27 protein-coding genes are annotated in these 26,463 nt (G+C 73.2%); 5 read left to right on the forward strand and 22 right to left on the reverse strand.

The features are described from left to right. Positions 1-13 precede the first annotated feature (13 nt). The gene (locus tag O2W20_RS00115) at positions 14-553 is read left to right on the forward strand and encodes a CGNR zinc finger domain-containing protein (RefSeq protein WP_269169723.1); all 540 of its coding nucleotides are present in this window, start codon (positions 14-16) and stop codon (positions 551-553) included. Positions 554-565: 12 nt separating this feature from the next. Here O2W20_RS00115 and O2W20_RS00120 read toward each other — a convergent pair whose 3' ends face one another. Next, positions 566-1,117: a TetR/AcrR family transcriptional regulator gene (locus O2W20_RS00120; RefSeq protein WP_269169724.1), complete on the reverse strand. Its 552-nt coding sequence runs from the start codon at positions 1,115-1,117 to the stop codon at positions 566-568. An 85-nt stretch (positions 1,118-1,202) separates the two neighbouring features. Between O2W20_RS00120 and O2W20_RS00125 the strand changes: the two genes are divergently transcribed. Continuing rightward, positions 1,203-2,234 carry an aldo/keto reductase gene (locus tag O2W20_RS00125; RefSeq protein ID WP_269169725.1) on the forward strand — a complete coding sequence of 344 codons (1,032 nt, stop codon included), beginning with the start codon at positions 1,203-1,205 and terminating at the stop codon, positions 2,232-2,234. 46 nt (positions 2,235-2,280) lie between these two features. Here O2W20_RS00125 and O2W20_RS00130 read toward each other — a convergent pair whose 3' ends face one another. Next, positions 2,281-2,688, reverse strand: a complete 408-nt coding sequence (locus O2W20_RS00130) for a RidA family protein (protein WP_269169726.1) — start codon at positions 2,686-2,688, stop codon at positions 2,281-2,283. Positions 2,689-2,768: 80 nt separating this feature from the next. Between O2W20_RS00130 and O2W20_RS00135 the strand changes: the two genes are divergently transcribed. Then, positions 2,769-3,407 (forward strand): TetR/AcrR family transcriptional regulator, encoded by a 639-nt coding sequence (locus O2W20_RS00135; protein ID WP_269169727.1) that lies wholly within the window; start codon positions 2,769-2,771, stop codon positions 3,405-3,407. 17 nt (positions 3,408-3,424) lie between these two features. Here O2W20_RS00135 and O2W20_RS00140 read toward each other — a convergent pair whose 3' ends face one another. Beyond that, positions 3,425-3,889, reverse strand: a complete 465-nt coding sequence (locus O2W20_RS00140) for a hypothetical protein (RefSeq protein WP_269169728.1) — start codon at positions 3,887-3,889, stop codon at positions 3,425-3,427. A gap of 119 nt (positions 3,890-4,008) precedes the next feature. Here O2W20_RS00140 and O2W20_RS00145 point away from each other — a divergent pair, with 119 nt between their 5' ends. Beyond that, positions 4,009-4,365, forward strand: coding sequence for a hypothetical protein (locus O2W20_RS00145; protein ID WP_269169729.1), 357 nt, complete (start codon positions 4,009-4,011; stop codon positions 4,363-4,365). A gap of 51 nt (positions 4,366-4,416) precedes the next feature. On the opposite strand, the gene O2W20_RS00150 is transcribed toward O2W20_RS00145, so the two are convergent. From O2W20_RS00150 to O2W20_RS00240, 19 genes are all read right to left on the reverse strand, one after another. After that, on the reverse strand, positions 4,417-5,070 hold the full coding sequence (locus tag O2W20_RS00150; protein ID WP_269169730.1) for a hypothetical protein: 654 nt from the start codon (positions 5,068-5,070) through the stop codon (positions 4,417-4,419). 240 nt (positions 5,071-5,310) lie between these two features. Then, positions 5,311-6,429, reverse strand: a complete 1,119-nt coding sequence (locus O2W20_RS00155; RefSeq protein ID WP_269169731.1) for an aminotransferase class V-fold PLP-dependent enzyme — start codon at positions 6,427-6,429, stop codon at positions 5,311-5,313. Further along, positions 6,426-7,223, reverse strand: a complete 798-nt coding sequence (locus tag O2W20_RS00160; RefSeq protein ID WP_269169732.1) for an amino acid ABC transporter ATP-binding protein — start codon at positions 7,221-7,223, stop codon at positions 6,426-6,428. Before O2W20_RS00160 ends, O2W20_RS00155 begins: the two co-directional genes overlap by 4 nt. Beyond that, a complete protein-coding gene (locus O2W20_RS00165) occupies positions 7,220-8,176 on the reverse strand; it encodes an amino acid ABC transporter permease (RefSeq protein WP_269169733.1) in 957 nt (318 codons plus the stop codon). Before O2W20_RS00165 ends, O2W20_RS00160 begins: the two co-directional genes overlap by 4 nt. Continuing rightward, positions 8,169-9,119: an ABC transporter substrate-binding protein gene (locus tag O2W20_RS00170; protein WP_269169734.1), complete on the reverse strand. Its 951-nt coding sequence runs from the start codon at positions 9,117-9,119 to the stop codon at positions 8,169-8,171. The genes O2W20_RS00165 and O2W20_RS00170 overlap by 8 nt, the downstream gene beginning before the upstream one ends. Positions 9,120-9,148: 29 nt before the next feature. After that, entirely contained in the window at positions 9,149-10,159 is a 1,011-nt protein-coding gene (locus tag O2W20_RS00175; RefSeq protein ID WP_269169735.1) for a LacI family DNA-binding transcriptional regulator, read from the reverse strand. A 268-nt stretch (positions 10,160-10,427) separates the two neighbouring features. Then, a complete protein-coding gene (locus tag O2W20_RS00180; RefSeq protein WP_269169736.1) occupies positions 10,428-11,051 on the reverse strand; it encodes a maleylpyruvate isomerase family mycothiol-dependent enzyme in 624 nt (207 codons plus the stop codon). Positions 11,052-11,158: 107 nt separating this feature from the next. Continuing rightward, positions 11,159-12,241, reverse strand: a complete 1,083-nt coding sequence (locus O2W20_RS00185; RefSeq protein WP_269169737.1) for an alkene reductase — start codon at positions 12,239-12,241, stop codon at positions 11,159-11,161. A gap of 173 nt (positions 12,242-12,414) precedes the next feature. Continuing rightward, positions 12,415-13,605, reverse strand: a complete 1,191-nt coding sequence (locus O2W20_RS00190) for an MFS transporter (RefSeq protein WP_269169738.1) — start codon at positions 13,603-13,605, stop codon at positions 12,415-12,417. 136 nt (positions 13,606-13,741) lie between these two features. Continuing rightward, positions 13,742-14,851 carry an ABC transporter ATP-binding protein gene (locus tag O2W20_RS00195; protein ID WP_269169739.1) on the reverse strand — a complete coding sequence of 370 codons (1,110 nt, stop codon included), beginning with the start codon at positions 14,849-14,851 and terminating at the stop codon, positions 13,742-13,744. Positions 14,852-14,952: 101 nt separating this feature from the next. Continuing rightward, positions 14,953-16,044, reverse strand: a complete 1,092-nt coding sequence (locus O2W20_RS00200) for a mandelate racemase/muconate lactonizing enzyme family protein (protein WP_269169740.1) — start codon at positions 16,042-16,044, stop codon at positions 14,953-14,955. Beyond that, the gene (locus tag O2W20_RS00205; protein ID WP_269169741.1) at positions 16,041-16,925 is read right to left on the reverse strand and encodes an NAD-dependent epimerase/dehydratase family protein; all 885 of its coding nucleotides are present in this window, start codon (positions 16,923-16,925) and stop codon (positions 16,041-16,043) included. Before O2W20_RS00205 ends, O2W20_RS00200 begins: the two co-directional genes overlap by 4 nt. Beyond that, positions 16,922-17,773 (reverse strand): sugar phosphate isomerase/epimerase family protein, encoded by an 852-nt coding sequence (locus O2W20_RS00210; protein WP_269169742.1) that lies wholly within the window; start codon positions 17,771-17,773, stop codon positions 16,922-16,924. Before O2W20_RS00210 ends, O2W20_RS00205 begins: the two co-directional genes overlap by 4 nt. Further along, the gene (locus tag O2W20_RS00215; protein WP_269169743.1) at positions 17,770-18,930 is read right to left on the reverse strand and encodes a dihydrodipicolinate synthase family protein; all 1,161 of its coding nucleotides are present in this window, start codon (positions 18,928-18,930) and stop codon (positions 17,770-17,772) included. Before O2W20_RS00215 ends, O2W20_RS00210 begins: the two co-directional genes overlap by 4 nt. Then, positions 18,927-20,075: a Gfo/Idh/MocA family protein gene (locus O2W20_RS00220; RefSeq protein WP_269169744.1), complete on the reverse strand. Its 1,149-nt coding sequence runs from the start codon at positions 20,073-20,075 to the stop codon at positions 18,927-18,929. The genes O2W20_RS00215 and O2W20_RS00220 overlap by 4 nt, the downstream gene beginning before the upstream one ends. A 29-nt stretch (positions 20,076-20,104) precedes the next feature. Then, positions 20,105-21,523, reverse strand: a complete 1,419-nt coding sequence (locus O2W20_RS00225) for a Gfo/Idh/MocA family oxidoreductase (protein ID WP_269169745.1) — start codon at positions 21,521-21,523, stop codon at positions 20,105-20,107. A gap of 83 nt (positions 21,524-21,606) precedes the next feature. After that, entirely contained in the window at positions 21,607-22,965 is a 1,359-nt protein-coding gene (locus tag O2W20_RS00230) for an ABC transporter substrate-binding protein (protein WP_269169746.1), read from the reverse strand. A 56-nt stretch (positions 22,966-23,021) separates the two neighbouring features. After that, positions 23,022-23,882, reverse strand: a complete 861-nt coding sequence (locus O2W20_RS00235) for a carbohydrate ABC transporter permease (protein WP_269169747.1) — start codon at positions 23,880-23,882, stop codon at positions 23,022-23,024. A gap of 19 nt (positions 23,883-23,901) precedes the next feature. Further along, complete coding sequence (locus O2W20_RS00240; protein WP_269169748.1) at positions 23,902-24,867, reverse strand: carbohydrate ABC transporter permease; 966 nt, start codon at positions 24,865-24,867, stop codon at positions 23,902-23,904. A gap of 414 nt (positions 24,868-25,281) precedes the next feature. Here O2W20_RS00240 and O2W20_RS00245 point away from each other — a divergent pair, with 414 nt between their 5' ends. After that, positions 25,282-26,463, forward strand: a complete 1,182-nt coding sequence (locus tag O2W20_RS00245; RefSeq protein WP_269169749.1) for a Gfo/Idh/MocA family protein — start codon at positions 25,282-25,284, stop codon at positions 26,461-26,463.

The following is a 26,463-nucleotide window of genomic DNA, read 5'->3' on the forward strand; positions in this document are numbered from 1 at the left end:
CCGAGGAGGTTAGATGCAGCTGGTCGACGACTCACCCGCCGACGAGGCGTTCCTGCTCGAGCTGCTGAACACGACGCCGATCGTCGACCGCGCTCAGCGGGACACGCTCGACGGCGAACCCGGCAGAGCCTGGCTGCGGGAACGGGGCGGCGATGGATCGGCCGCCGAACAGGGCGCGACCCGCGCCGCCCGCGACGCACTCCAAGCGATCACTCGCGGGGACGAGGGTGCACAGTCGCTGGCACCACTGCTGTCCGACGTGCGCCTGGCGCCCTTAATCGAGGACGAGGGCATCAGCTGGAGCCTCACCGACGTGCCGCCGGCCCGCGCCCTGGCCGTCCGGGCACTGCTGGCCTGGGATGCCGTGCGTCGCACCGGCCCCGGGCGGCTGCGACCCTGCGCCAACGACGAGTGCGCGCTGTTCCTCATCGACCACAGCAAGCCCAACCGGGCTCGCTGGTGCTCGATGGCCACGTGCGGCAACCGGATGAAGGCCCGCCGACACCACGAGCGCACCCGCGCCGAGGCATCCGCCGCCGAGTCCGGAGGCTGACGGCCGAGCTGGTCAGCGCCGCGAGCCGGTGACCCGCAGGCCATCGAGCGCGGCGACCAGGATCGGCCGCGAGTAGTCGGGGTCGCCGTGGATCGCGCTGACCGCGATCACCATGTCGAGCACCTGCTCCAGCGTCAGGTCGCCGCGGACCTCGCCGGCCTCCTGCGCCGCGGCGAGCAACGGCCGGCCGGCGGCCATCACCCGCTCCCGACTCCGGTCCAGCACCGGGCCGGGGCCCTCGGCCTGCGCCAGCAGCTCGGCGGCGATCTCGTGCTTGCTGGCGAAGAAGCCCACGAAGTGGTCGACCCAGGAGAGGAACCGGTCGCTGGGCGACCCGTCGACCGAGGCAGCGGCCGCACAGACGGCGTCCACCTGGTCGGTGTAGAGCGCCTCCAGCAGGTCCCGCCGTCCGGGGAAGTTGCGGTACAGCGTGGCCATCCCGACGCCGGCGCGGCGGGCGACCTCGGCCATCGACAGCGGAGCGCCCGGCTCGGCGAACCCCGCCCGCGCTGCGGCGAGGATCCGCTCCCGGTTCCGCTCGGCGTCGGCACGTCTGACCGGCATGGCTTCCTAACTGGATAGGGTGTCCGCTACGGTGAACGGACAGGCTGTCCACTTCGGGCAGATCGTAACCAGCGAGGAGCACCCCGTGGAACAGCGACCCCTGGGACGGACCGGCGTGTCCGTCAGCCACCTCTGCCTCGGCGCCATGATGTTCGGCGTCGTCGGCAACCCCGACCCCGACGAGGGCGTGCGGATCGTCCACCGCGCCCTCGACTCCGGGATCACCTTCATCGACACCGCCGACGTCTACTCGAACGGGGAGTCCGAGGAGGTCGTCGGCAAGGCCCTGACCGGCGGCCGGCGCGACGGCGTCGTCCTGGCCACCAAGGTCGGCCTGCCGTTCGGCCAGGGCCCCAACCAGCGCGGCATGTCCCGGCGCTGGATCACCGAGGCCGTGGAGAACTCGCTGCGCCGGCTGGGCACCGACTGGATCGACCTCTACCAGGTGCACCGCCTCGACCCGGCCACCGACGTCGACGAGGCACTGGGCGCGCTGTCGGACTTGGTGCACGCCGGCAAGATCCGCGCCTTCGGCGCCTCGACCGTGCCGGCGTCGGAGATCGTCGAGGCCCAGTGGACGGCCGAGCGCAGGGGCCGCGAGCGGTTCCGCACCGAGCAGCCGCCGTACTCGGTGCTCACCCGCGCCGTCGAGGTCGACGTCCTGCCGACCGCCCAGCGGTACGGGATGGGCGTGCTCACCTACAGCCCGCTGGCCGGCGGCTGGCTGTCCGGCAAGTACCGGAAGGGCCAGGAGGTCAGCGGGCCGGGGTCGGTCGGCCGCGCCCAGCGGTTCCCCGGCGTCTTCGACGCGGCCAACCCGGCCAACGCCGCGAAGCTCGACGCGGCCGACGCCCTGGGCGCGCTCGCGGACGAGGCCGGGCTGACGATGGTGCAGCTGGCCATCGCGTTCGTCGTCCGGCACCCGGCGGTCACCGCGGCGATCGTCGGCCCACGCACGATGGATCACCTGGAGTCCTACCTGGCCGCCGACGGCGTGCAGCTGTCCGACGACGTCCTCGACCGGATCGACGCGATCGTGCCGCCCGGCCACACGGTCAACGTGGGCGACAACATGTGGGCGACGCCCGCCCTGAGCGCCGCCGCCCGCCGTCGCTGATCCAGCAGCGGTCGGGCCGGCGGCACGGCCGGCCCGACCGCCCCGCTCAGTCCAGGACGGCGGTGGCCTGGACCTCGACCAAGAAGTCGGGGTCGAAGAGCACCGAGACGCCGATCAGCGAGGCCGGCGCGGCCGGGGTGACACCCAGCTCCGCCGATGCCCGGGCCACCCCGTCGAGGAAGGCGGGCATCTTGTCCAGCGTCCAGTCGACGACGAAGACGGTCATCGTGGCGACGTCGGCAAAGGACGCACCCACCTCGGCCAGGGCGGTGCCGACGTTCCGACAGGCCTGGGCGACCTGAGCGGCGAAGTCACCCACGCCCACCTTCTCGCCCGCGGCGTCGACGGCGACCTGCCCCGCGACGAACACCTGCCGCGACCCGGTCGCCACCGAGACCTGGTGGTAGACGTCTGGCGCCGGAAGACCGGCCGGGTTGACCAGGGTGATCGCCATGCTGACTCCTCATCCGAGCGGCCCGGCGGATCCGGACTGGCGCTGAACATAGCAGCGTTATGGCATGTACTGTCCAGCTCGTGGCCCGCCCGAAGGACCCGGCGGTCCGCACCCAGCTCATCGAGCGGGCGGCCGCCATGCTCCGGGCGCGTGAACCGATCACGCTGCGCTCGCTGGTCGCCGGCACCGGGGTGTCGACGATGGCCGTCTACACGCACTTCGAGGGCATGGACGGGCTCTGGCAGGCGCTCCGCCAGGAGGGCTTCACCCGGCTGGGCGCGCGGTTCGCGACCGTGGCCGAGACCCCCGACCCGATACGCGACCTGACCGCCCTGTGCGCGGCCTACCTCGACCACGCCCTCACCCACCCCGACCTGTACCGGGTGATGTTCGACGCCAGCGTCGACCTGGAGGACCTGCCGGCCGCCGACGCGACGCTGGAGCAGCTGGTCCAGGCCGCCCGCCGGTGCCGGGACGCTGGGAGGTTTCGCGCCGACGTCGTCCCGCTGGACCTGGCGATCCAGAGCTGGACCATCGGCCACGGGCTGGCGTCGCTCGTGGCCACCGGCCCGCTGCCGCCGGAGACCCTCGACCACGGCCCGTTCCTGCTCCACGCGCTGTTCACCGCCTGCGGCGACGACCCCCACGGCTGTCGCGTCTCGGTCGAGCAGGGCTGGCGCCGCCCGGCCCCCGACGACGAGCGGTCCCGCCCGGCCTGACATCCGCGGGGGCCGGCCTACCTGGCCGGGTCCAGGAAGCGGTCGAAGACCCAGCCGGTGCCTTGCGCCTGCACGTACTTGTCCACCACGTCCACGAGGGCCTCCTTCGCCGACCACTGCCACGGGCGGTACAACCCGAGCGCGGTGTTCAGTGCGACGTCTCCGACGTAGACCAGGCCGAAGACGGTGTTGACGGCCCTCTGGCCTCGGAGCCCCCGGGCCGCGGCGATGCCGTAGGCCGAGCCCCACATGGTGCCGAGCGCGACGTGGGTGACCCAGTTCAGCCGGCGCAGGCCGGAGGGTGAGCTCGCCTGCGCCGGGGTCACCTTCTCCGCGAAACGGGCCGGCGCGACGCTCTCACCTCGCTTGGTGAGTGGCATCTCGATGCACTTCTGGAAGGCCGTCATGACGACGGTCCCGCCGATGCCCGCAAGGACGCCGCGCAGGACCGTGTCCCGGGTCGTTGTCTTCTTCTTCCGCATGGTCGGGCGCGTACCCGGAGGGGTCGCCCCGACACGGCCGACCCCGATGTCCCGCACCTGCGGGGAGAAGCCGTGACGAACCGGTTCCGGCGGCGGGCGGGGCTGCCGATGACCAGAGCATGAGCATCCACGCTGCCGCCGAGCACCTCGCCATCGACGTGCAGGCCATCGAGGAGATGGCCACCGCCGTCCTGGCGTCCATCGCGCGCATCCACACCGACGGCCTGGCCGCGGTCGCCACCATCGCGGAGAACCCCGCATCGGTCCGGATGCCGCTGCCCGAGGCAGCAGCCCCGGTGGCCGAGCCGGTCCGCGCCGTGGAGCCCCAGGCAACCGAGACCCCGGCGGCCGAGTCCGAGCCCGAGCCCGAGCCCGAGCCCGTCCAGGTCATCCGGGCGGCGCCGCCGCTCCCGCCCCGAGGTCGGCACCTGGCCGAGGCCCTCACCGACCAGCTCCCCGTCCAGCACGCCGCCTGATCCGCACAGCGCTGTGCGCTGACCACAGGACCGTCCCGTCCGGCCTCACAGTCAGCCGACGGTGACGTCGCCCGCCGGCACCTCGACGTGGTAGCCGAGGTCGGTCAGCGCCGCCGCCTGGTCGGCGGGCAGCGACAGGCCCTCGACGAAGCCGTCGGCGTTCGGCACGACCTCGCCGGTGAAGGAGACCAGGTCGCCCGGGTTGACGTTCACCGGGGACTCACCCGGCTCGACCAGCTGGACCCAGATCCGGGCCTGCTCGGTGCCGATCCAGAAGCCCTCGTCCGTGGGGACTGCCAGCACCGGGACGAGGGTGGCCACGGCCGGGTCGGCGGGCAGCTCGGCCAGCGCGGCCTGGGGGTCCGCCTCGATCAGCAGCGGCGGGATCGCCACGCCACCGGCCACGAACGACCCCGGCACGGCGGCGGCCGCATCACCGGTGCCGCCGGCGGCCTCGCCCTCCCCCTCCTCCACCGCCCCGGGGTCGTCCAGGACCCCGGTGTCCCCCTGGGCCTCGGTGTCCTCCTCGAGGAGCTCGGCCTCCTCGTTGTAGAGGTCGACGGCGGTGACGCCGTCCCCCTCTTCCGCACCGCACCCGGTGAGGACCAGGGCGAGCGCAGCGGCACCGGTGACGGGCACCGAGACGAGGCGGCTGCGCCGACCCGGTCGGGTGGAGGACGAGCGGGACAGGGTGGACGTGCGCATGACGGTCTCCTCACCAGGCCGTGCCGGCCCGGGATGTCGTGTGTCGGCCCGTGGCGACCGCCGCTCGTGGGTCGAGCGGCCCGCAACACCGTGTTGCCCACCGGATCGGCTCCTGCACGACGCCGGCCTCGACCGTCACCCGATCGAGACCTGCCCCGCGCGGGCGGCGCGGGCGCACCACGGTGCGCTGACCGGGGTCGTCCGGCGTGGGACACCCCGGTCAGCGCGCAGCCGCGGCCGTCAGGCCTGGGCGGCCGTCACACCGAGGGAGGCCAGGGCGTCGTCCACCCGGTCGAGCGCGGCCGGGGCCGTCGTCGCGTGCACGCTGAGCCGCACCCGCTCGCCGTGCCGGGTGCAGGTGACCCCGGCCCGGCCCAGCGCAGCGTGCAGCTCCGCGCCGTCCACGCCTGGCACCCGGAACGCCACGATCCCGGCTCGGGAGGCCGGCTCCCGGGCCGACGTGACGACCACGCCGCGCCGGTCCAGCAGGTCCAGCAGCTCGTCGACCCCGCCCGCGATCCGGGCCGCGACGCAGCGCACGCCGGCGGACTCCAGCAGCTCCAGCCCGGCGGCCAGGCACGCCTGCGCCACCGGGCTGGTGTTCGTGGTGCTGAACCGGGCCGCGCCCGGGGCCAGCGGGTGCTCGGCGCCGTCGTAGTCGGTGGCGTCCTGCACCCCGGTCCAGCCGGCCAGCAGCGGGTCCAGCCGCTCCAGGGCCCGGTCGGACACCGCCACCACCCCGGTGCTCCAACCGCTGCGCAGCCACTTCTGCCCACCGGCGACCAGCACGTCGGCTGCGGTCCAGTCGACGTCGACCGCGCCGAGGCCCTGGATCGCGTCCACGACCAGCAGCCGCTCCCCCAGCACCTCGCGCAGTCCGGACAGGTCGGCCCGGAAGCCGGTGGCGAAGTCGACCGCGCTGACCACCAGCGCCGCCGCGTCCGGGGCGGCTCGGACGACGTCCGGCGTCACCGGCCCGGCCGGCAGCGGGACGACGTCCAGCCGCCCGGCCGACTCCGCCCGCCACCAGGGGTAGAGGTTCGCCGGGAACTCCGCCGGGCTGACCAGCACCGGCCCGCGGACCGCGAACGCCGCCTGGAACAACCCGGCCGAGGTGCTCGGCGAGTAGGCGACGTTGCCCGGCGGGAAGCCGAGCAGCCGGGACGCCGCGGCCAGCGCCCGGCCCTCGGCGCCCATCAGCTCGTCGACGGTGCCCAGCCCCGCGGCCGACACCGCGGCCAGCGCCGCGGTGCCGGCCTCGACCACCGGCCGGGACGGCGGGCCGACCCGGGCGAAGTCCAGGTAGCCCTCCTCCTCGGCGAAGGCGGACAGGTAGGCCGAGAGACGAGCAGGGTTCACGCGGTCACCCGGGCCAGGAACGCACGGGTGCGCTCGTGCTGCGGCGCGCCGATCACCTGCTCCGGCGGCCCCTCCTCGACCACCACCCCGCCGGCCATGAAGACGACGTGGTCGGCGACCTCGCGGGCGAAGGAGATCTCGTGGGTCACGACGATCATCGTCATCCCCTCCCGCGCCAGCTCGGTCATCACCGCCAGCACCTCCCCGACCAGCTCGGGGTCCAGCGCGCTCGTCGGCTCGTCGAACAGCAGCAGCTTGGGCCGCATCGCCAGCGCCCGGGCGATCGCCACCCGCTGCTGCTGCCCGCCGGAGAGCCGGTCGGGGTAGGTGTCGACCTTGTCGCCCAGCCCCACCCGCTCCAGCAGCTCCCGGGCGTAGGCCTCCGCCTCCCGCCGCGGGACGCCGCGCACCTGCACCGGGCCCTCGGTCACGTTCGCCAGCACGGTGCGGTGCGGGAAGAGGTTGAACCGCTGGAACACCATGCCGATCTCCGCGCGCTGCCGGGCGACGTCCTTCTCCCGCAGCTCGTGCAGCCGGTCGCCGTCGTGCCGGAAGCCGATCGGCACGCCGTCCACCCAGATCTCGCCGCCGTCGGCGGCCTCGAGGTGGTTCACGCAGCGCAGCAGCGTGCTCTTGCCCGCCCCCGAGGCCCCGAGCAGGACGACGACCTGCCCGCGCCGCACCGTGAGGTCGACGCCGCGGAGCACCTCCAGCGAGCCGTAGTGCTTGCGCAGCCCGCGGGCGCGGACGAGCACCTCGCCCTGCGCCACCCCCTCGCCCACTGCGGCGCTCACCGGGAGCTCCGCATGAACGGCGGGGTGCGCAGCGAGCCGCCGACCTTGGCCCACACCGACCCGCGGGTGCCCGTGGGCCGGATCGAGGCGTTGTAGTGCCGTTCCAGGTAGTACTGCCCGACGTTGGCCACGCTCACCACCACCATGTACCAGACGGCCACGGCCAGCAGCGTCTCCATGACCGCGAGGCTGCGGCTGGAGAGCGCGTTGGCGGCGTGGATGAGCTCGGTGAAGCCGATGACCGAGGCGATCGACGTCCCCTTGAGCATGTTGATGAAGTCGTTGCCGGTCGGCGGGATGATCACCCGCATCGCCTGCGGCAGCACGACCCGGCTCAGCACCTTCGCCGGCGACATCCCGATCGACTTCGCCGCCTCGGTCTGCCCCCGGTCGACGCTGGTCAGCCCGGCCCGGACGATCTCGGCCATGTAGGCGCTCTCGTTGAGCCCGAGCCCCAGCAACGCGGCCAGGAAGCCGGTCATGATCACGTTCGCCGGCTGGTCGAGCAGGTAGGCGTCGGTGAACGGGATCGGGATGGAGAAGGTCGGGAAGACCAGCGCGATGTTGTACCAGAGCAGGATCTGCAGCAGCACCGGCAGACCGCGGAACACCCAGATGTAGGCCCAGGAGACCCAGCGCAGCACCGGGTTGGCCGAGGTCCGCATCAGCGCCACGATCGTGCCGAGGACGATCGCCCCGGCCTGGGCGACCACCGCCAGCACGATGGTGTCGACCAGCCCCTCCAGGATCACGTCCTGGGTGAGCAGCGCCGGGATGCTGGCGTAGTCGATGTCCCCCCGCGAGATCGCCTGGAACAGCAGCCCCAGCACCGCGAGGACGGCCAGCCCGGCGACCACGCGCCCCCAGTGCCGGATCCGCACCTGGGGCAGCAGCTCGCCGTCCCCCGGTGCGTCGACCGGCCTGGTCAGCGCCGCGCCGGCGCGGTCAGCCACCGTTGACGGTCGCCTGGTCGACCGCGCCGGAGGTGACGTCCCACGCCTCGAGGATCTCGTCGTAGGTGCCGTCGTCGATCAGCGACTGCAGCGCCTGCTGGATGGCGTCGCGCAGCGCGGCGTCGTCCTTGTTGAGCCCGATGCCGTACGGACCGCCGTTGATCGGGTCCTGGTCGACGGTCTCGAAGTACTCGCCGTCGCCGGCGGTCTGGGAGATGTAGACGGCGGTGGGCAGGTCGTTCAGGATCGCGTCGACCCGGCCGGTGCGCAGCTGGGTCTGGTTCTGCGAGTCGCTCGGGGTGGCGGTGACCTCCAGCGGCTCCTCGCCGTTCGCCTCGCACTCGGCGGACTGCTCGGCGGCGAAGTCCTCCTGCGTCGTCCCCTGGACGACGGCGATCGCCTGGCCGCAGAGGTCGGCGCTGGCCTCGATCCCGGCGGGGTTGCCCTTCTGCACCATGATCGTGATGCCCGACTCGAAGTAGTCGACGAAGTCGATCGACTCCTGCCGCTCCGGGGTGTCGTTCATCCCGGCGATCGTGGCGTCGACCCGGCCGGTCTGCAGGCCGGTGATCAGCGAGTCGAAGGCCATGTCGGAGTACTCGACGTCCAGGCCGAGCTTGTTGCCGATCGCGGTGATGATGTCGACCTCGAAGCCGACCGGGGTGGACCCGTCCTCGGCGTAGAAGTTGTTCGGCGGCGACTGCACGTTCGACCCGATGGACAGCGAGGCCAGGTCCGCCGGCAGGCCCTCGGCCAGGGCGGCGTCCTCGCTGACCCCGCCGACGATGTCGCTGGTGTCGGGCACCGCGGAGTCGGTGGAGCCCTCGGCGGCCGGCTCGGCGGCCGCGGACTCGTCGTCGCTCCCGCCGCAGCCGGCCAGCAGCAGGGCGGTGGTGAGCGCGACCGGGACGGCGGCGCGGACGGAGAGGCGGGTGCGGGACATGGGCTGCTCCTGGAGGTCGGGACGGGCGGTCATCGGTCGTTCCTGACGGGTGGTGCGGACGCGCCGTCCGGCGGCGGACTGGACCGCCGGACGACGAGACGGGTGGGGACGACGACCGAGCGGGGCGGCAGGGTCGGCGTGGCGAGCCGCTCGAACAGCAGGTCGACCGCGGCCGAGCCGATGCCGGCGGCGTCCTGGGCGACCGTGGTGAGCGGCGGGTCGAGGAGGTCGGCCAGGTCCAGCTCGTCGAAGCCGACGTGCGCCGGGCGCGGGCCGGTGCGCTCGTGCAGGTGGTGCAGCAGGGCGACGCTGGCCCGGTTGTTGCCGGTCACCACGGCGGTGACCCCGGCCGCGGCCCAGCCGGAGACCGCGGCGGCGATCCGCTCGGGGGTCAGCGCACCGAGGGAGACCAGCCCGTCGGTGCCCAGCCCACGCTCGGCGCAGGCGGCGAGGTAGCCGTCGCGGCGCTGGCGGGAGGTCCAGAACCGCTCGTCGTCGCCGAGGTAGGCGATCGACCGGTGTCCCCGCTCGGCCAGGTGGTGCACGGCCGAGGCGATGCCGCCGGCGTTGTCCGACAGCACCTCGTCGGTGCCGTGGTCGGCGCTGGGCCGGTCGAGCAGCACCGCCGGGACGTCGGGCGGCAGGTTGGCGGTGAGCACCTCGTCGCCGACCAGGTTCGGGGCGATGAGCAGGCCGTCGACCCGGCGGGCGGCGAAGGCCTGCACCAGCCGGCCGGCGCGCTCGGCGTCCCCGTCGGCGGAGCCGGTGAGCAGCAGGTACCCGTGCTCGCGGGCCCGGCGCTCCACCCCTGCGGTGAGCGCAGCGTAGAACGGGCCGGCGAGGTCCTCGAGGACCAGGCCGATGCTGGCGGTGCTGGTGCCGCGGCGCAGGTGGCTGGCGCCGTCGTGCCGGCGGAAGCCCAGCTCGGCGATCGCCCGCTGCACCCGCTCGATCGTCTCGGGACGGACGCCGGGCTCGGCGTTCACCACCCGGCTGACGGTCTTCTGCGAGGTGCCGGCGGCGCGGGCGACGTCGACCATCGTGGGCAGCCGACCGAGCGCCCGGCCGGCGCCCGGACCTGCGACGACATCCGATGACAACGTAGTCATTGACTCGTCGGGCGGTCCCGATGACAACGTAGTCATGCGGGGGATCGTCGGGGTGACGACGACCACATGTCAAGGGGCTGAACGGTCCGCAACCGTTCCGTGACCACGCCCGGCCGCCCGGCCTGCCGTAGCGCGCTGGTCCTCGGTCCGCCGCACGGGACGCGACGATCAGCGCCCGACGGCGCCACCCTGGTGAGGGTCAGCCCCGGGGCAGGGCTCGGCCGTCGGGGAGCGTGCGGCCGCTCAGCAGGGCGACCAGGTGGCCGCTGTCCGCGCGGACGACCTCGCCGCCCCCCCAGCTCCAGGTGGTGTCCGCGGCCTCCAGCCGGAGGCCGGTCAGGTCGATCCCGAAGTACGCCCCGTCCGCCGCGGTGAGCTGGTCGAGGACGGCGAGCACGCCCTCGGCCGGGGCGACCGGTGGCCGGCCGAGGGCGACGGTCACGTCGAGGGAGTGGATGACGGCGTGGCTGAGCGCACCGGCCGCGCCACCACCCGGCGGCTGCCAGCGGTGCAGGTCCGGCGAACGCAGTGCGGCCACGAGCTCGGCGTCCGGCAGGGACGCGTCCCGGGCCGCCACGGTGTCCGAGAGGCGGGTGAAGTCCCCGCCGGCCGCCGCCAGCTCGGCACCGAACTGCTCGGCCGACAACCGCGCCGGCATCGTCACGTGCGCCACCACGTGCCGGACCTGCCAGCCCGCACAGAGCGACGGGGCACCCCACGTGCCGTCCGACCCGGTCGCCAGCAGGTCGGCGAGGCCGTCGTACGTCCCTCCGACCCAGGACAGGAGGGCTGCTTCGTCCACGTCGTGCACGTTCTCGGTCATCTCGGTGCCTTCCCCGGCCGCGGACGCCGGGTCACCGGCGCGTCAGGAGGAAGACCGCCGCCGGCGCCAGCACTCATCGCCCATGGCGCCGGCGGGAGGACCCGGGCTCAGCTCTGGCTGAGCTGCAGGGCCGGGTAGTCGGTGTAGCCCTCGGCGCCGACGGCGTAGAACGTCGCCGGGTTCGGTGCGTTCTCCGGGTGCTCGCCGGCCCAGCGGGCGACCAGGTCGGGGTTGGCGATGACGGCGCGGCCGACCGCCACGGCATCGGCGTGTGCCGCCTCGATCAGCTGCACCGCCTCCGCCCGGGTGGTCACGGTGCCGAAGCCGCTGTTGGCGACGAGCGGGCCGTCGAAGCGGCGGCGGAGCTCCTGGACGAGCTCGCCGGCCGGCTCGGAGTGCAGCACCGACAGGTAGGCCAGGCCCAGCGGTCGGAGCGCGTCGAGGAGCGCGCCGTAGGTGGCCCGGACGTCGTCCGGGTCGGTCTCCAGCACGTCCTGGATGTTGTGCGCAGGGGAGATCCGCAGCCCGACCCGGCCCGCACCGATGGCCTCGGCGACCGCGGTGACGACCTCGACCACGAACCGGGCGCGGTTCTCCGGGGAGCCGCCGTACACGTCGTCCCGCTGGTTGGACGCGGGCGACAGGAACTCGTGCAGCAGGTAGCCGTTGGCGCCGTGCACCTCCACGCCGTCCAGGCCCGCGGCGATGGCACGCTTCGACGCGGCGACGATGTCGGCCAGCGTGGCGCGCGCCTCCTCGGTGGTCAGCGCGTGCGGCACCGGGTAGGCCGCCTTGCCCTTCGGGGTGTGCGCCTCGCCCTGGATGGCAATGGCCGACGGCGCGACGATCCGGTCGGTGCCGGTGATGTCGGTGTGCGAGACCCGGCCACCGTGCATCACCTGCATGACGATCCGCCCGCCGCGGGCGTGCACCTCGTCGGCGACCCGCCGCCAGCCGGCCTCCTGCTCGTCGTCGGTGATCCCGGGCTGGCCGGGGTAGGCGCGCGACTCGACGTTCGGGTAGGTGCCCTCGGTGATGATGAGGCCGACACCGGCCCGCTGGGCGTAGTGCTCGACCACCAGGTCTCCGGGGACGCCGGCGGCACCGGACCGCATGCGGGTCAGCGGCGCCATGACGACGCGGTTGGCGAGCTGGAGGTCGCCGAGCGTGATGGGGGAGAACAAGTCCATGCCGGGACAAGGCCGAGTTGCGCGCCACCCATTCCGCTCCCGCCCCGACTGCGGCAGGGGTCACGCCGCGCCTGGGCCGTCGAGTGACAGGTGAGCGGGCTTCCCCGGGCACGAGAGCCCGCTCAGCTGTCACTCGGCGAACGGGCCCCCGCGCCCCGGCGGCGGGCGGTCGGTCAGTCGCTGTGCCGGGCGCCGACCACGGCCACCGCGAGCAGGCCGCCGAGCAACCAGAACGCCGCCGAGACCCCGGCCGTCCCGGCCAGCAGTCCGGCCGCTGCCGGGGTGCCGACCAGCCCGACCCGGTTGCCCACCAGCCGCAGCGCCAGCGCAGTGCCGCGTGCGTCGTCCGGCACGGCCCGGATGATCAACGTCATCAGCAGCGGCTGGCCCACGCCGAGCAGGAACCCGATCAACGCCAGCAGTGCGCCGAGCACCCAGACGTTGCCGGTGGCCGGGAGGAAGGCCACGGCGATCCCCGAACCGACGGTGCTCAGCACGACGAGCCGGGCCCGGCCGACCCGGACCAGCATCCGCTGCACCAGCACCCGGGAGGCCACGGTCGCGCCGGCCCGGACGCTGAGCAGCACCCCGACCACCGCCGGGGAGATGCCGCGGTTCTCCCCCAGCAGCGGCAGGTAGGCGGTCAGCAGGTCGACCGCCGCGGCCAGCACCAGGCTGGCGAAGATCCCGGACCGCACCGGCGGCCGGCCGAGCAGCCGGAAGGCCGACGTCCGGCCGGTCGGGCGGGCCGCGGCCGCCGGGAACCGCCGTCCGGCGGCCAGCCACCAGGACGCCGGCAGGGCGAAGGCGCACAGCGCTGCGGAGAGGACGAGTGCCCTGGCCGTGCCGGTCGACAGCTCCCCCGGCGCGGTGGCCAGCACGGCACCGGCGAGCGCCGGCCCGACCAGCTGACCGGCGGAGACGACCGCGGTGAACAGCCCGAACCCGGAGTCCAGCCGGTCACCGGGCAACCGGGCGACGACGTTCTCCCCGCCGACGATGCAGCCGAGGTTGCCCAGCCCGAGCACCACGTTGCCCAGCGCCAGCGCCAGCAGCGAGCCGCTGGTCGCCAGCAGCACGCAGCCGACCACCAGCAGGGCCACCCCGCCGACCAGGATCGGTTCCGGCCGCCAGCGGTCGGCGGCCCGGCCCAGCGGCAGCGCCACCACCATCGGCAGCAGCGCGAACGCCGCGGTCAGCATGCCGATCTCGGTGGCCCCGGCGCCCAGGTCGATCGCCCGGTAGGCGGAGACCGGCCGGGCGACCGCGATCGCCGCCTGGATCAGGACCATCACGCCCAGCAGCTGGAACAGCCAGCGCGGCGACCGCCCGGGAGCGGACGCCGCAGGGCCCGACGTCGACACTCCTGGACTCCCCGTCTACGCCGGCGGCCCCGTCCGGGTGCTCGCCCTGAGCATCGCCCGACCCGTGCCGGGCTCCGCTCCGGCCTGCGTCGGCCCCTGCCCCGGGCCCGCCCTCAGCTCGAGGACGGGCCCTCCCTCAGGCGGACAGCCGACGGCCGGTGCTGGTGGAGAAGACGTGCTCCTCGCCGGGGCGGATGCTGAACCACACCTCGCCGCCCTTGGCCGGTGGCCGCCGGGCGTCGACCCGGGCCACGATCTGCGCGGTCTCGCCACCGTGCAGGTGCTCGGCCAGCTCAGGGTCGGCGATGGAGGCGTAGACGAAGGCGTCGGAGCCCAGCTCCTCGACCAGGTCGACCTGGGCCCGGAAGCCCTGCCCCGGCTCGGCCAGCTCCATCGCCTCGGGCCGGAACCCGAGCGTGACGGACCGGTCCGACCCAGCTGCGGTCAGCGTCTCCCGCGGGAGCTCGACCACCACGTCGCCGAGCCGGGCGCCGCCCTCGACCAGCGGGACCTCGGCCAGGTTCATCGCCGGGGAGCCGATGAAGCCGGCGACGAAGACGTTGGCCGGCCGGTCGTACATCTCCCGCGGGCTGGCGACCTGCTGGAGGATCCCGTCCTTCAGCACCGCGACCCGGTCGCCCATGGTCATCGCCTCGACCTGGTCGTGGGTGACGTAGACGGTGGTGATGCCCAGCCGGCGCTGCAGCGAGGCGATCTGGGTACGGGTCTGCACGCGCAGCTTCGCGTCCAGGTTCGACAGCGGCTCGTCCATCAGGAACACCTGCGGCTTGCGGACGATCGCCCGACCCATCGCCACGCGCTGGCGCTGGCCACCGGAGAGCGCCTTCGGCTTGCGGTCCAGGTAGGGCTCGAGGTCCAGCAGCCTGGCCGCCTCCTCCACCCGGGTGCGGCGCTCCTCCTTGCCCATCCCGGCGATCTTCAGCGCGAAGCCCATGTTGTCCGCGACGCTCATGTGCGGGTAGAGCGCGTAGTTCTGGAACACCATCGCGATGTCCCGGTCCTTCGGCTCGACGTCGGTGACGTCCTTGTCCCCGATCCGGATCGCGCCGCCGTCGACCTCCTCCAGGCCGGCGAGCATCCGCAGCGAGGTGGACTTGCCACACCCGGAGGGGCCGACGAGGACCAGGAACTCGCCGTCCTCGATCTGCAGCTCGAGCTGGTCGACCGCCGGCTTGTCGCTGCCGGGGTAGAGCCGGGTCGCCTTGTCGTAGGTGACCGATGCCATGGGGAGCTCCCTCGCTCGTCCGCTGTCGCGCCTGTGACTGCCGTCACCGTACGGCAAGCGCTTTCCGAGATCAATGGTGTGTCGTGCACGCCGGTGGCGGCTCAGCCGTCCAGCGACTCCATCCTGTCGGTGGCGAAGACCAGCCCGTGGCCGGGTGCCGTCGCCGCCCGGAGGACGCCGTCGGCGATGGTCACCCCGCTGGGCTCGGCCAGCGCGCCCAGCGCCGCGAACGAGGCGTCCTCGACGTCCTCGACCATGGTGGTCAGCGGCAGGCACATCGCCAGCTGCCCGGAGAGGTCCGGCAGCAGGTGCGGGGCCACCGGCACGCTCGCCGCAGCCGCGAGCTGGGCGATCCGCAGGAACGGGGTGATCCCGCCGACCCGCACCACGTTGGGCTGGACGACGTCCGCGGCCCCGGAGGCGAGCAGCGCGCGGTACTGGAACGCGGTGTAGACGTTCTCCCCCACCGCGATCGGCACGCCCAGCCCGGCGTCGTGCAGCCGGCCCAGCGCCGTCAGGTCGTCGGCGACCAGCGGCTCCTCGACCCAGTACAGGTCGAAGGGGGCCATCGCCCGGACCGCGCGCATCGCCGTCGGCAGGTCCCAGCGCTGGTTCGCGTCGACCATCAGCTGGCGGTGCGGCCCGAGCACCGCCCGGACGGCGGCGACCCGCTCGACGTCCTCGGCCAGGTCCGGCCGGCCGACCTTGATCTTCACCGCGGTGCACCCGTCGGCGACCCAGCGTTCGGTCTGGGCCACCAGCTCCTCGAGGGAGTAGTGGAAGTTGACCCCGCTGCCGTAGACGGCGACCTGGTCGCGCCGGCGGCCCAGGTGGTCGACCAGGCTCTGCCCGGCCGCCTTCGCCGACAGGTCCCACAGCGCGGTGTCGACGGCGGCGATCGCCATCGTGGTCAGCCCGCCGCCGCCGGCCTCGTGCAGGTGCCACCACAGCCGGTCCCAGACGACGCCGGGCTCCACCGGCCCGCCGACGACCACCGGGGCGACGTCGTGGTCGACCAGCGACTGCAGCGCCCGGGCCCCGATCGACGGCGTCCAGCTGAAGCCCGTGCCGGTGCGCCCGTCGCTGGTCTCCAGCTCGGTGACCAGCAGGTGCAGCGCCGGGACGTCGGCGCCCCACGGCCGGGCCAGCGGCAGCCGGAACAGCCGGCTGGAGAGCCGGGCGACGGTGCTCATCGCAGCTCCGTCCGCCAGCTGCGGGACGCCGTCCAGCCCAGCAGCTCCTCGGCCTTCGCGGTGCTGAAGGCCGGCGCCGTCCCGGTGAGCCCGGCGGCCAGCTCCGGGGCGATCCCGGAGAACTCCGGGAGCAGCTCGGCCAGCGGCGCCTCGGCCAACGCGTCCTGCGCGCCGACGAAGAAGACCTCGCCGTTGGGGATGCCCTCGGCCTTGCCCAACAGGGTGTCCAGGAAGTCCGCGCAGTCCCGGGCGTCGACGTAGTTGAACAGCGACACCGCCCCGTGCCGGGGGTCGGCGATCCGCTCGCGCACCGTGTGCCCCTGCTGGGTCGGCGCGCCGGCCCACTCCTCCGGCGCGATGACGAAGCACGGCCGGAACGCCGCCAGCCGCACCCGGTCGCCGTGCTGGGCCGCGAACATCCGCATGGTCTGCTCGGCGGCCAGCTTGGACAGCCCGTAGGCGTTCCACGGCCGCGGCGGATAGGCCTCGTCCAGCGGCAGGTACTGCGGCGCCCAGCCGGCCGGGCTGCCGTAGCCCATCACCGTGGGGCTGCTCGCGGTCACCACGGTGCCGACGCCGAGGTCGACCGCCGCCTGCAGCACGTTGTAGGCCAGCGCGGTGTTGGTCGCGTGGATGACCGACTCTGGCCGGCTGAACGGGACCGCGATCGCGGCCAGGTGGACGACCGCGTCCGGGCGGTACCGGGCCATCACCCCGTAGGCCTGGCCGAGGTCGGTCAGGTCGGCCGGGAACGTGGCGGCGGCCTTCTCCAGCGGTGCGGCGGTGACGTCGACCGAGACCACCTCGTGCCCGGCGTCGGCCAGCCCGTCGACGACGCTGCGGCCCAACCGGCCGGCGCCCCCGGTGACCAGCACCCTCATGCGGGCACCACGTCGGGGACGACGACGTCCAGGTAGCGCTGCTTGACGGTCTCGACGACCTCGGCCTTGGGCTGGGCCCAGACGTCGGCGTTGAAGATCTCCACCTCGACGTCCCCGGTCCAGCCCGCGGCCTCGACCGCGGCGACGAACGGCGGGAAGTCGATCACCCCGTCGCCCATGTAGCCGCGGGCCATCAGCGCGTCGGCCGGGATCGGCATCAGGAAGTCGCAGACCTGGAAGGAGGCGATCCGGTCACCGGCCCGGGCGATCGAGCGCCAGACCTCCGGGTCCCACCACAGGTGGAAGGTGTCGATGACCACGCCCACCTGCGCCGACGGGAAGGGCGCGGCCAGGTCGAGGGCCTGGCCGAGGGTGGAGAGCACGGCCCGGTCGGCGCAGTACATCGGGTGCAGCGCCTCCAGCGACAGCCGCACCCCGCGCTCGCCGGCGTGGGGCGCCAGCTCGGCCAGCGCCTCGGCCACCCGTTCCCGGGCGCCGTCCAGGTCGCGGGAGCCGGCGGGCAGCCCGCCGACCACCATGACCAGCGACTCGGCGCCCAGCGTGGCGGTCTCGTCGATCGCCCGCCGGTTGTCCTCGAGCGCCGCGGCCCGGGCGACCGAGTCGATGGCGGTGAGGAACCCGCCGCGGCAGTGCGAGGTGACCCGCAGCCCGGCGTCCCGGATCAGCTTCGCGGAGCGCTCCAGGCCGTACTCGGCGACCGGCTCGCGCCAGGTGCCGAGCGCGGAGAGCCCGGCCGCGGCCACCCCGTCGACGAAGTCGGGCATCGACCAGCCCTCGACCGTCTTGTGGTTGATCGACAGGCGGTCCAGCCGGGGGTCGGTGCTCACTGGGCCACCCCCACGGTCGACAGGTACGTGCTCATCCGCCCGGCGGCGAGCTCCGGGTCCGGCAGCAGCCCGGCGGCGTCGGCCAGCCGGAAGACCTCGGCCAGGTGGACCGGGCTGCGCGAGCTCTCCAGCCCGCCCACCATCCGGAAGCCCGGCTGGTGGCCCGCCAACCAGGCCAGGAAGACGATCCCGGTCTTGTAGTAGTACGTGGGCGCGCCGAACAGGTGCCGGGACAGCGCCACGGTCGGCTCGAGCAGCCGGTCGTAGGTGGCCAGGTCACCACGGTCGAGTGCCTGCAGGGCGGTGGAGGCGGCCGGGGCGATCGCGTCGAAGATGCCCAGCAGGGCGTGCGAGTAGGACTCGCCGTCCCCGCGCACCAGCGTCGGGTAGTTGAAGTCGTCGCCGGTGTAGAGCCGGACGCCGTCGGGCAGCCGGCGGCGCATGTCCACCTCGTGCGCCTCGTCGAGCATCGAGACCTTGATGCCGTCGACCTTGGCGCTGTGGTCGGCGATCACCTGCAGCACCGTGTCGGTGGCCTCGGTCAGCTGCGCCGAGCCCCAGTAGCCGGCCAGCGCCGGGTCGAACATGGGGCCGAGCCAGTGCAGGACCACCGGCCGGGACACCTGCTCGAGCAGCCGGGCGTAGACCTTGGCGTAGTCCTCGGCGCTGCGGGCCACCCGGGCCAGCTGCCGGCTGGCCATGATGATCACGTTCGCGCCGGCGCCCTCGACCACCTCGATCTGCTCGAGGTAGGCGGCGAGCACCTCGTCGGTGCTGGCCAGCTCGGCCGGTGCCTGGTCGGTGCCCGCACCGCAGGCCAGCAGCCCGCCGCAGGCCCGAGCCTCGGCGGCCGAGCGGCGGATCAGCTCGGCGGTGGTGCTCCAGGGCATGCCCATGCCGCGCTGGGCGGTGTCCATCGCGTCGGCGACGCCCAGGCCGTAGGACCACAGGTGCCGGCGGAAGGCGAGGGTCGCCTCCCAGTCGACGTCCACCGGTGCGCCGGGGGTGTTGTCCCCGAACGGGTCGGCCACCACGTGCGCCGCGGCGTAGGCGGTGCGGCTGGTCAGCGGGCCGCGGGGCCGGGTGAAGGCGCCGGGCTCGCCGAGCTGGTGCTCCGCGATCGTCCCGTCGGCGCGCGGCAGGCGGATCGCCGTCACACCGTCACCTCGGGGATCTCGATCCGGCGGCCCTCGGCCGAGGACTGCAGGCCCAGCTCGGCCACCTGCACGCCGCGGGCACCGGCGAGGAAGTCGTAGGCGTGCGGCGCGTCCTCGAGCACGTGGCGGAGGAACTGCTCCCACTGCGCCCGGAAGCCGTTGTCCAGGTCGGCGTTGTCCGGCACGACCTGCCACTGGTCCCGGAACTGCTCGGTGACCGGGAGGTCCGGGTTCCAGACCGGCTTCGGGGTGGTGGCCCGGTGCTGGATCTTGCACTCCCGCAGCCCGGCGACCGCGCTGCCCTCGGTGCCGTCGACCTGGAACTCGACCAGCTCGTCCCGGTAGACCCGGACCGCCCAGGAGGAGTTGATCTGCGCGATCACGCCGCCGGGCAGCTCGAAGATGCCGTAGGCGGCGTCATCGGCGGTGGCCGGGTAGGGCTGGCCGTGCTCGTCGATCCGGGTGGGGATGTGCGTGACCGCCTTGGCGGTGACCGCCTCCGGCCGGCCGAAGAGGTTCTCCAGCACGTAGGACCAGTGGCAGAACATGTCGACGACGATGCCGCCGCCGTCCTCCTTGCGGTAGTTCCAGCTGGGCCGCTGGGCCTCCTGCCAGTCGCCCTCGAAGACCCAGTAGCCGAACTCGCCGCGCACCGACAGGATCTGGCCGAAGAAACCGCCGTCGATCAGTCGCTTCAGCTTGACCAGGCCCGGCAGGTAGAGCTTGTCGTGGACGACGCCGTTCTTGACGCCCGCCTCGGCGGCCAGCCGGGCCAGCTCCAGAGCGCCCTCGAGCGACTCCGCGGTCGGCTTCTCGGTGTAGATGTGCTTGCCGGCGGCGATCGCGGCCTTGATCGACTTCTCCCGCGCCTGGGTCACCTGCGCGTCGAAGTAGATCGGCGCGGAGTCGTCCCGCAGCGCCTCGTCGAGGTCGGTCGTCCACCGCTCGATGCCGTGCTGGGCGGCGAGCTCGGCCAGTTTGCGCTCGTTGCGGCCGACCAGGATCGGCTCGGGGACGACCCGGCTGCCGTCGGCGAGCAGGAGGCCACCGGCGTCCCGGATCGCGAGGATGGACCGGACCAGGTGCTGGCGGTAGCCCATCCGGCCGGTGACGCCGTTCATGATGATGCCGATCGAGCTGGACACGGTGCTTGCCTCCGGGGCGGGTGAGGGGGTCATCGGGTGCTCCCGGCGGGAGCGGCTGCGGCCTCGGGCCGCAGCGGGATGCCGAAGTCGGCGAGGTGCACGACCTGGCCGGTGGTCAGGGACTGGTTGGCGGCCGCGCCGACGAGCACGCTGCGGACGCCGTCGAGCCAGCCGGCCGCTTGGCCGAGGGGGTCGGGCCGGGTGCCGGCGCGGAACAGGTCGTCCAGCAGCAGGGCGTCGCCCCCGCCGTGCGCGCCGGGCCCCTCCGGGACCGGGATCCGCTGGGCGGCCTCCCAGCGGCGCTGCAGCACGAGCTCGGTGCCCTCCGTCCGGACGTCGGACAGCGCCGACGCCTCCTCCGGCGTGGCGCTGGGGTCGACGGCGACGCCGAAGCCGCCGATGACGTCGTCGGCCGCGACGACCGCGGCGCGCTCGACGACCGACAGCTCGATCCGGCCCTCGGTGCCGTTGATGCTCACCCGGTAGCCCTCCCACGGGCCGTGGGCGTTGAGCGAGTAGCTGAGCATCGGGCCCCCGGCGTACTGCATCAGCAGCGCCATGTTGTCCTCGATGGTGATGCCCGGGGAGAACACGTCCTGGTCGCGGATGTAGCCGTCCTCGGCCTCGGCCTCCAGGTACAGCTGGCGCAGCCGGTCGTTGCCGGCCAGGTCGAGGGCGAAGGGGTCGAGCCCGGCGTCCGGGGCGCCGTGACTGCGCGCCGGGCGTTCGCCCAGGCCGCGCTCCTTCGCGTTGGCGTCGCCGTAGAAGCGCAGGTCACCCAGGGCGAAGACGGTCTCCGGCACCGCGTCGACCCACCAGTTGACCAGGTCGAAGTGGTGGATGGCCTTGTGCACGAAGAGGCCGCCGGACAGCGACTTGTCCCGGTGCCAGCGGCGGAAGTAGTCGGCGCCGTGGACGGAGTCCAGCACCCACTCGAAGTGGACCGAGGTGACCGCGCCGATGGCTCCCTCGGCGACGAGCCGGCGGACGGCGGCGTTCCGCGGGGAGTAGCGGTAGTTGAAGGTGACGACGAGGTCGCGCCCGCTGTCGGCGACGGCGTCGGCGATCGCGCGGCAGCCCGCGGCGTCGGTGGTGAGCGGCTTCTCGGTGATCACGTCGTGCCCGGCGCGCAGGGCCCGGGAGATGTGCTCGGCGTGCGTGTGGTCGACGCTGGCGACGATGACGGTGTCCGGTCGCTCGCGGTCGAGCATCGTGTCGAGCTCCTCCGGCGCGTACACCGGGAGCGGTGCCGCGCCGGGGTGCGCGGCGGCGTACTGGCGCTGGTAGTAGGCCATCCGCGTGCGGTTGGGGTCGCAGAGGGCGACCAGCCGGCCGACGTCGGCGTGGGTGCCCAGCAGCGCGGCGACGTACATCTCGGCGCGGTGGCCGGTGCCGACGATCGCGTAGCGACGCGGCGCCGGGTTCCCGGACGGGTCGGTGGTGGTCACGTCTCCCTCTCGGCTGTGCAGCAGGTGGTCCGGGGACCGGGGGCCAGGGGGCGGCCGATGGCCGGCCGCCCCCTGGCCGGGGGTCACGCGATGGCCGACTCGACCTCGGTGATGAACTGCTCGGCGGCGTCCTCCACCGAGATCTGGTCGAACAGGATCTGCTCGGTGTAGCGCTGCAGGATCGCCTGCACCTCACCGGCGCCCTGCGGGGGCAGCGCCGGCGGCTCCTGCAGGTCCGGGGTGATCTCCTCGACGAAGGCCACCGCGGCCTGGCCGGGAGCGTCCAGGGTCGGGGCGATCTGGTCGCGCAGCTCGGTGTTCACCGGCAGGCCGCGGTCGGCCTTGATGATGTTGACCGCGTCCTCGGAGTTGATCAGCCAGTCCAGGAGCATGGCCGCCTCCTGGGGGCTCTCGCAGTCGCTGCTGATCGCCCAGAACATCGCCGGCTTCAGGTACATGCCGGTCTCGCCGTCCCCCTCCGTGGTGGGGAACTTGCGGAACTCCAGCTCGGTGCCGGCCCCGGCGGTCAGCGCCGGCAGCTCGTTGGTCCACCAGAAGCCGGAGGCCCCGGCACCGGTGGCGACCAGCGCCTGGTCGACCCCGCCGTTGAACACCTCGACGGTGGTGGACGGCGGCGGCTCCGCCCCGGTGGTCGAGGCCTCCTTCTCGATGGCCCACCAGTCGGCCAGGGTCTCGGCGGTGAAGCCGATCTCGCCGTTCTCGTCGAACAGCGCCTCACCCTGCTCGCGGGCGTAGACCTCGAAGTTGGTGTCCCCACCGTTGAGGCCCATCGCCTGCATCCCGTACACCTGGCCACCGGTGGCCTGGGTGACCTGGGCGGCGGTGTCGACCATCTCGTCCCAGGTCCAGGACTCGCCGTCGGGGACCTCCACCCCGGCGGCGGCGTAGGCCGCAGGGTCGATGACGACGGAGAAGGCGTTCACCCCGGTGGGGATCGCGTAGGTGGCGTCCTCGACCGCGCCGGTCTCGGCGACGTTCTGGTCGAGGTTGCTCGTGTCGATCGTGCCGTCCTCGATGTACGGCGTGAGGTCCAGCAGCGCCCCACGGTCGGCGTACTCCCGGACGTACCGGGTGTCCTGCTGCATGAGGCAGGGCGCGTCGCCGCCGGCGGTGCTGGTGGCCAGCCGGTCCCAGTAGTCGGCGAACCCGGTGAAGTCGCCCTCGATCGTGACGCCCTCGTTCTGCGACTCGTAGAGGTCGATCAGCTCCTGGGTGGCGGCGTGCCGGGTGTCGCTGCCCCACCACGACATCCGCATGGTGACCGGCCCGTCGTCGCGCGTCGTGCCACCGTCGGCGGCTGCGCCGCCTCCGTCGTCGCCACCGCAGGCCGCGGTGGTCAGCAGCAGCCCGAGGACGCCGCCGGTGACGCCGATGCGGGTGGGCCAGGGCGTACGCGCCCCATTGCTCCGGTTCGTGTGCACGTTCCTTACCTCCTTGTAAGTGCTGCGTGAGCTGTCGGGTGAGCTGTCGGGTGTCGTCACTTGAGCCCCGTGGTGGCGATGCCTCGGACGAGATAGCGCTGGCCCGCGAGGAAGAAGCCGAAGACCGGCGCCAGGGCGACGATCGACATGGCGAAGACCGGACCCCACGGCGTCTGGCTCGTCGCGTCGACGAACGTCCGCAGGGCGACCGGGACGGTGTACATCTCCGGGTCGGTCAGGAAGATCAGCTGGCTGAAGAAGTCGTTCCAGGTCCAGATGAAGGTGAAGATGGCCGTGGTCGCCAGGGCCGGCACCGACAGCGGGATCACGATCCGCCAGAAGATGGCGAAGTGCCCGCAGCCGTCGATCCGGGCGGCCTCGTCCAGTTCCAGCGGGATGCCCCGGATGAACTGCACCATGAGGAAGATGAAGAAGCCGTCGGTGGCCAGCAGCTTCGGCACGATCAACGGCCAGTAGGTGTTGATCCAGTCGAGCTCGGCGAACAGGATGTACTGCGGCACGATCACCACGTGGATCGGCAGCATCATCGTCCCGAGCATCACCGCGAACCAGAACTTCTTGAACCGGAAGTCCAGCCGTGCGAACGCATAGGCCGCCGCGGAACAGGCCAGCAGGTTGCCGATGATCGAGCCGACGACGATGACCAGCGAGTTCCAGATGTAGTGGCCGAAGTCCCGGGGCAGCGCCGTCCAGCCGTCGGGGTAGTTCTCCGTGGTGACCCGCTCGGGGATCAGGCCGGTCTGGCTGAAGATGTCCTCGGTGAACTTGAACGAGCTGGAGAGCATCCACAGCAGCGGGTAGAGCATGAGCAGCGCGCCCAGGATGAGCACGATGTGCGCCAGCCAGCGCGGCCGCTGCTTCTTCTTCCGGTCGGGCAGCTTCTCCGTGGCAGCCACAGGGGGGGCCACGGTCAGGTCAGTCGCCATAGAACACCCAGTACTTCGCTGCGATGAAGTTGATCGCGGTCAGCCCACCGACGATGAGCAGCAGGAACCAGGCCAGCGCCGAGGCGTAGCCCATGTCGAAGTTGCCGAAGCCGCGCTGGTAGAGGTAGAGCGTGTAGAAGAGCGTCGAGTCCGCCGGGCCACCCGTGCCGCCGCTGACGATGAACGCCTGCGTGAACGTCTGGAACGCGTTGATGGTCTGCAGCACGAGGTTGAAGAAGATGATCGGCGAGAGCAGCGGCAGCGTGACCTGCACGAACTGCCGGACCTTCCCCGCGCCGTCCAGGGACGCCGCCTCGTAGTACATCGTCGGGATCTGCCGGAGCCCGGCCAGGAAGATGACCATCGGGGCGCCGAACGTCCAGACGTTCAGGATGATCAGCGTGCCGAGGGCGTAGTCGGGGTCGGAGACCCAGCCGGGCGGGTTCTCGAACCCCACGAACCGGAGCACCTGGTTGAGCAGCCCGTCGGAGCCGAAGATCTGCCGCCACAGGATGGCGATCGCGACGCTGCCGCCGATCAGCGAGGGCAGGTAGTAGACCGACCGGTAGAGCGCCAGGCCGCGGAGGCCGCGGTCCAGGATCATCGCCAGGAACAGTGCGAACGCCAGCTGGACCGGCACCGAGACGACGACGTAGATGAACGTGACCTTCAGCGACTGGTAGAACCGCGGGTCGTCGAACATCCGCTGGAAGTTGTCCAGCCCGATCCACTCCGGCGCGCCGATGAGGCTGTAGTCGGTGAAGGACAGGTAGGCGGAGGCGGCGATGGGACCGGCGGTGATGAAGAGCAGGCCGGCGAACCACGGGGCCAGGAACAGGTACGGCGCGAGCCGGCCGGACCTCCGTCTCCGTGCACGGGAGGCAGCACGGCTCGCGCCCCCGGGAGCCTCGCCGTGCGAGCGTTCGCGCGGCGGGACGTCGAGCGTTGACGACACGGGCTCTCACCTCTCTGTGCAGCTCGTCGGACCTCGTCGTCCGGTGCGTCTGGTGTGCAGTGGGTCACATGCTCGGTAAGCGCTTTCTAGACCCCCGTCCGGGACCCTGTCAACGCTCGGCAAGGGAGCCCTGCCCACCCGGCTGAGGCTGTGCGCTGCCTCACAAGTGGGTAAGCGCTTTCTACTCGGGACGGCTCCACGATGTCAACGAGTCGACTTCGACCGGCCGGTCACGAAAGCGCAACGATGCCTCGCACACGGCTCTGACCTCGCTCTTCGTCCTCGTCACCGATGTGGGCGGTCGACGAGGCCGGGCGCGCCCCTCGGCAAGCCCTTTCCCGAACACGCCGGTCTGGTTACGCTCGGCCCCCGTCGGCGACCGCGCCGGCGCCTGGCTCGATCAAGGGGGATCACGTGCCAGAACTGTCCGAGCTCCCCGGCCGGGTGGTGCTCGTCGGCGCCCACGGCCACGGTCGCTGGCACCTGCAGAACCTCCGCCGGCTGGCCGCGGCCGGCGACGCGCAGCTGGTCGGGATCTGTGACCCGCGGCCGCTGGACGACGAGCTGCGCGCCCTGGCCGGCGACGTCCCGGTCGCCGCCTCGCTGGACGAGCTGCTCACCGCGACCAGTCCCGACGTGACCGTCATCTGCACGCCGATCCACACCCACACCGACCTGGCCCTCACCGCCGCCCGGGCGGGGAGCGCGGTGCTGCTGGAGAAGCCGCCCACTCCGACGCTGGCCGAGTTCGAGCGGCTGGTCGAGGGGATCGAGGCCACCGGCGCGGCCTGCCAGATCGGCTTCCAGAGCCTCGGTTCCGCGGCGATCGGCCGGGTGCGCGCCCTGGTCGAGGACGGTGCGATCGGCACGGTGCGGGGCATCGGCGGTGCGTGCGCCTGGGTCCGGGACGCGTCCTACTACGGCCGCGCGAGCTGGGCCGGGCGACGCAGCGTCGACGGGGTGCCGGTCATCGACGGCGCGCTGACCAACCCCTTCGCCCACGCGGTGGCCACCGCCCTGGCGTTGACCGGGGCCACGCACGCCGGCTCGCTGGAGTCGGTCGAGGTGGAGCTCTACCGGGCCAACCCGATCGAGGCCGACGACACCTCCTGCCTGCGGATCCGCACCGCTGACGGGCAGGTGGTGGTCATCGCCGCCACGCTGGCCGCGGAGCACCCCCGCGACCCGGTGCTCGTCGTGCACGGCAGCGCCGGGCGGATCACGCTGTCCTACAAGACCGGCGAGGTGCGGCTGCAGGGCGACGGCGTCGACGAGACGACGACGCACACCGGCACCGACCTGCTCGAGGACCTGCTGGCCCACCTGCGCGACCGCACCCGGCCGTTGCTCGTCCCGCCCGCAGCGACGCGCTCCTTCATGGAGGTGGTGGAAGCGGTGCGCTGCGCCCCGGACCCGGCGGAGATCCCGGCCGGGCACCGGCGGGCCGAGGGCGAGGGCGCCACCGCCCACCAGGTCGTACCCGGCGTCGACGCGCTGGTCGACCGGGCCGCCGAGGAGCTGCTGCTGTTCTCCGAGCTCGGCGCCCCCTGGGCCCGTTCACCGGCGGTGCGGCAGCCGGCCGCCGTGGGGAGCTGA

Origin of the sequence: Modestobacter sp. VKM Ac-2982, assembly GCF_026967935.1 — a bacterium.
GTDB lineage: Bacteria > Actinomycetota > Actinomycetes > Mycobacteriales > Geodermatophilaceae > Modestobacter.

What these genes read in the sequence shown, in the direction of transcription:
- O2W20_RS00115 (WP_269169723.1), top strand. Translation starts at nt 14, where the DNA reads ATGCAGCTGGTCGACGACTCACCCGCCGACGAGGCGTTCCTGCTCGAG.
- O2W20_RS00120 (WP_269169724.1), bottom strand. Translation starts at nt 1,117, where the DNA reads ATGCCGGTCAGACGTGCCGACGCCGAGCGGAACCGGGAGCGGATCCTC.
- O2W20_RS00130 (WP_269169726.1), bottom strand. Translation starts at nt 2,688, where the DNA reads ATGGCGATCACCCTGGTCAACCCGGCCGGTCTTCCGGCGCCAGACGTC.
- O2W20_RS00140 (WP_269169728.1), bottom strand. Translation starts at nt 3,889, where the DNA reads ATGCGGAAGAAGAAGACAACGACCCGGGACACGGTCCTGCGCGGCGTC.
- O2W20_RS00145 (WP_269169729.1), top strand. Translation starts at nt 4,009, where the DNA reads ATGAGCATCCACGCTGCCGCCGAGCACCTCGCCATCGACGTGCAGGCC.
- O2W20_RS00150 (WP_269169730.1), bottom strand. Translation starts at nt 5,070, where the DNA reads ATGCGCACGTCCACCCTGTCCCGCTCGTCCTCCACCCGACCGGGTCGG.
- O2W20_RS00170 (WP_269169734.1), bottom strand. Translation starts at nt 9,119, where the DNA reads ATGTCCCGCACCCGCCTCTCCGTCCGCGCCGCCGTCCCGGTCGCGCTC.
- O2W20_RS00175 (WP_269169735.1), bottom strand. Translation starts at nt 10,159, where the DNA reads ATGGTCGACGTCGCCCGCGCCGCCGGCACCTCGCAGAAGACCGTCAGC.
- O2W20_RS00180 (WP_269169736.1), bottom strand. Translation starts at nt 11,051, where the DNA reads ATGACCGAGAACGTGCACGACGTGGACGAAGCAGCCCTCCTGTCCTGG.
- O2W20_RS00185 (WP_269169737.1), bottom strand. Translation starts at nt 12,241, where the DNA reads ATGGACTTGTTCTCCCCCATCACGCTCGGCGACCTCCAGCTCGCCAAC.
- O2W20_RS00195 (WP_269169739.1), bottom strand. Translation starts at nt 14,851, where the DNA reads ATGGCATCGGTCACCTACGACAAGGCGACCCGGCTCTACCCCGGCAGC.
- O2W20_RS00200 (WP_269169740.1), bottom strand. Translation starts at nt 16,044, where the DNA reads ATGAGCACCGTCGCCCGGCTCTCCAGCCGGCTGTTCCGGCTGCCGCTG.
- O2W20_RS00205 (WP_269169741.1), bottom strand. Translation starts at nt 16,925, where the DNA reads ATGAGGGTGCTGGTCACCGGGGGCGCCGGCCGGTTGGGCCGCAGCGTC.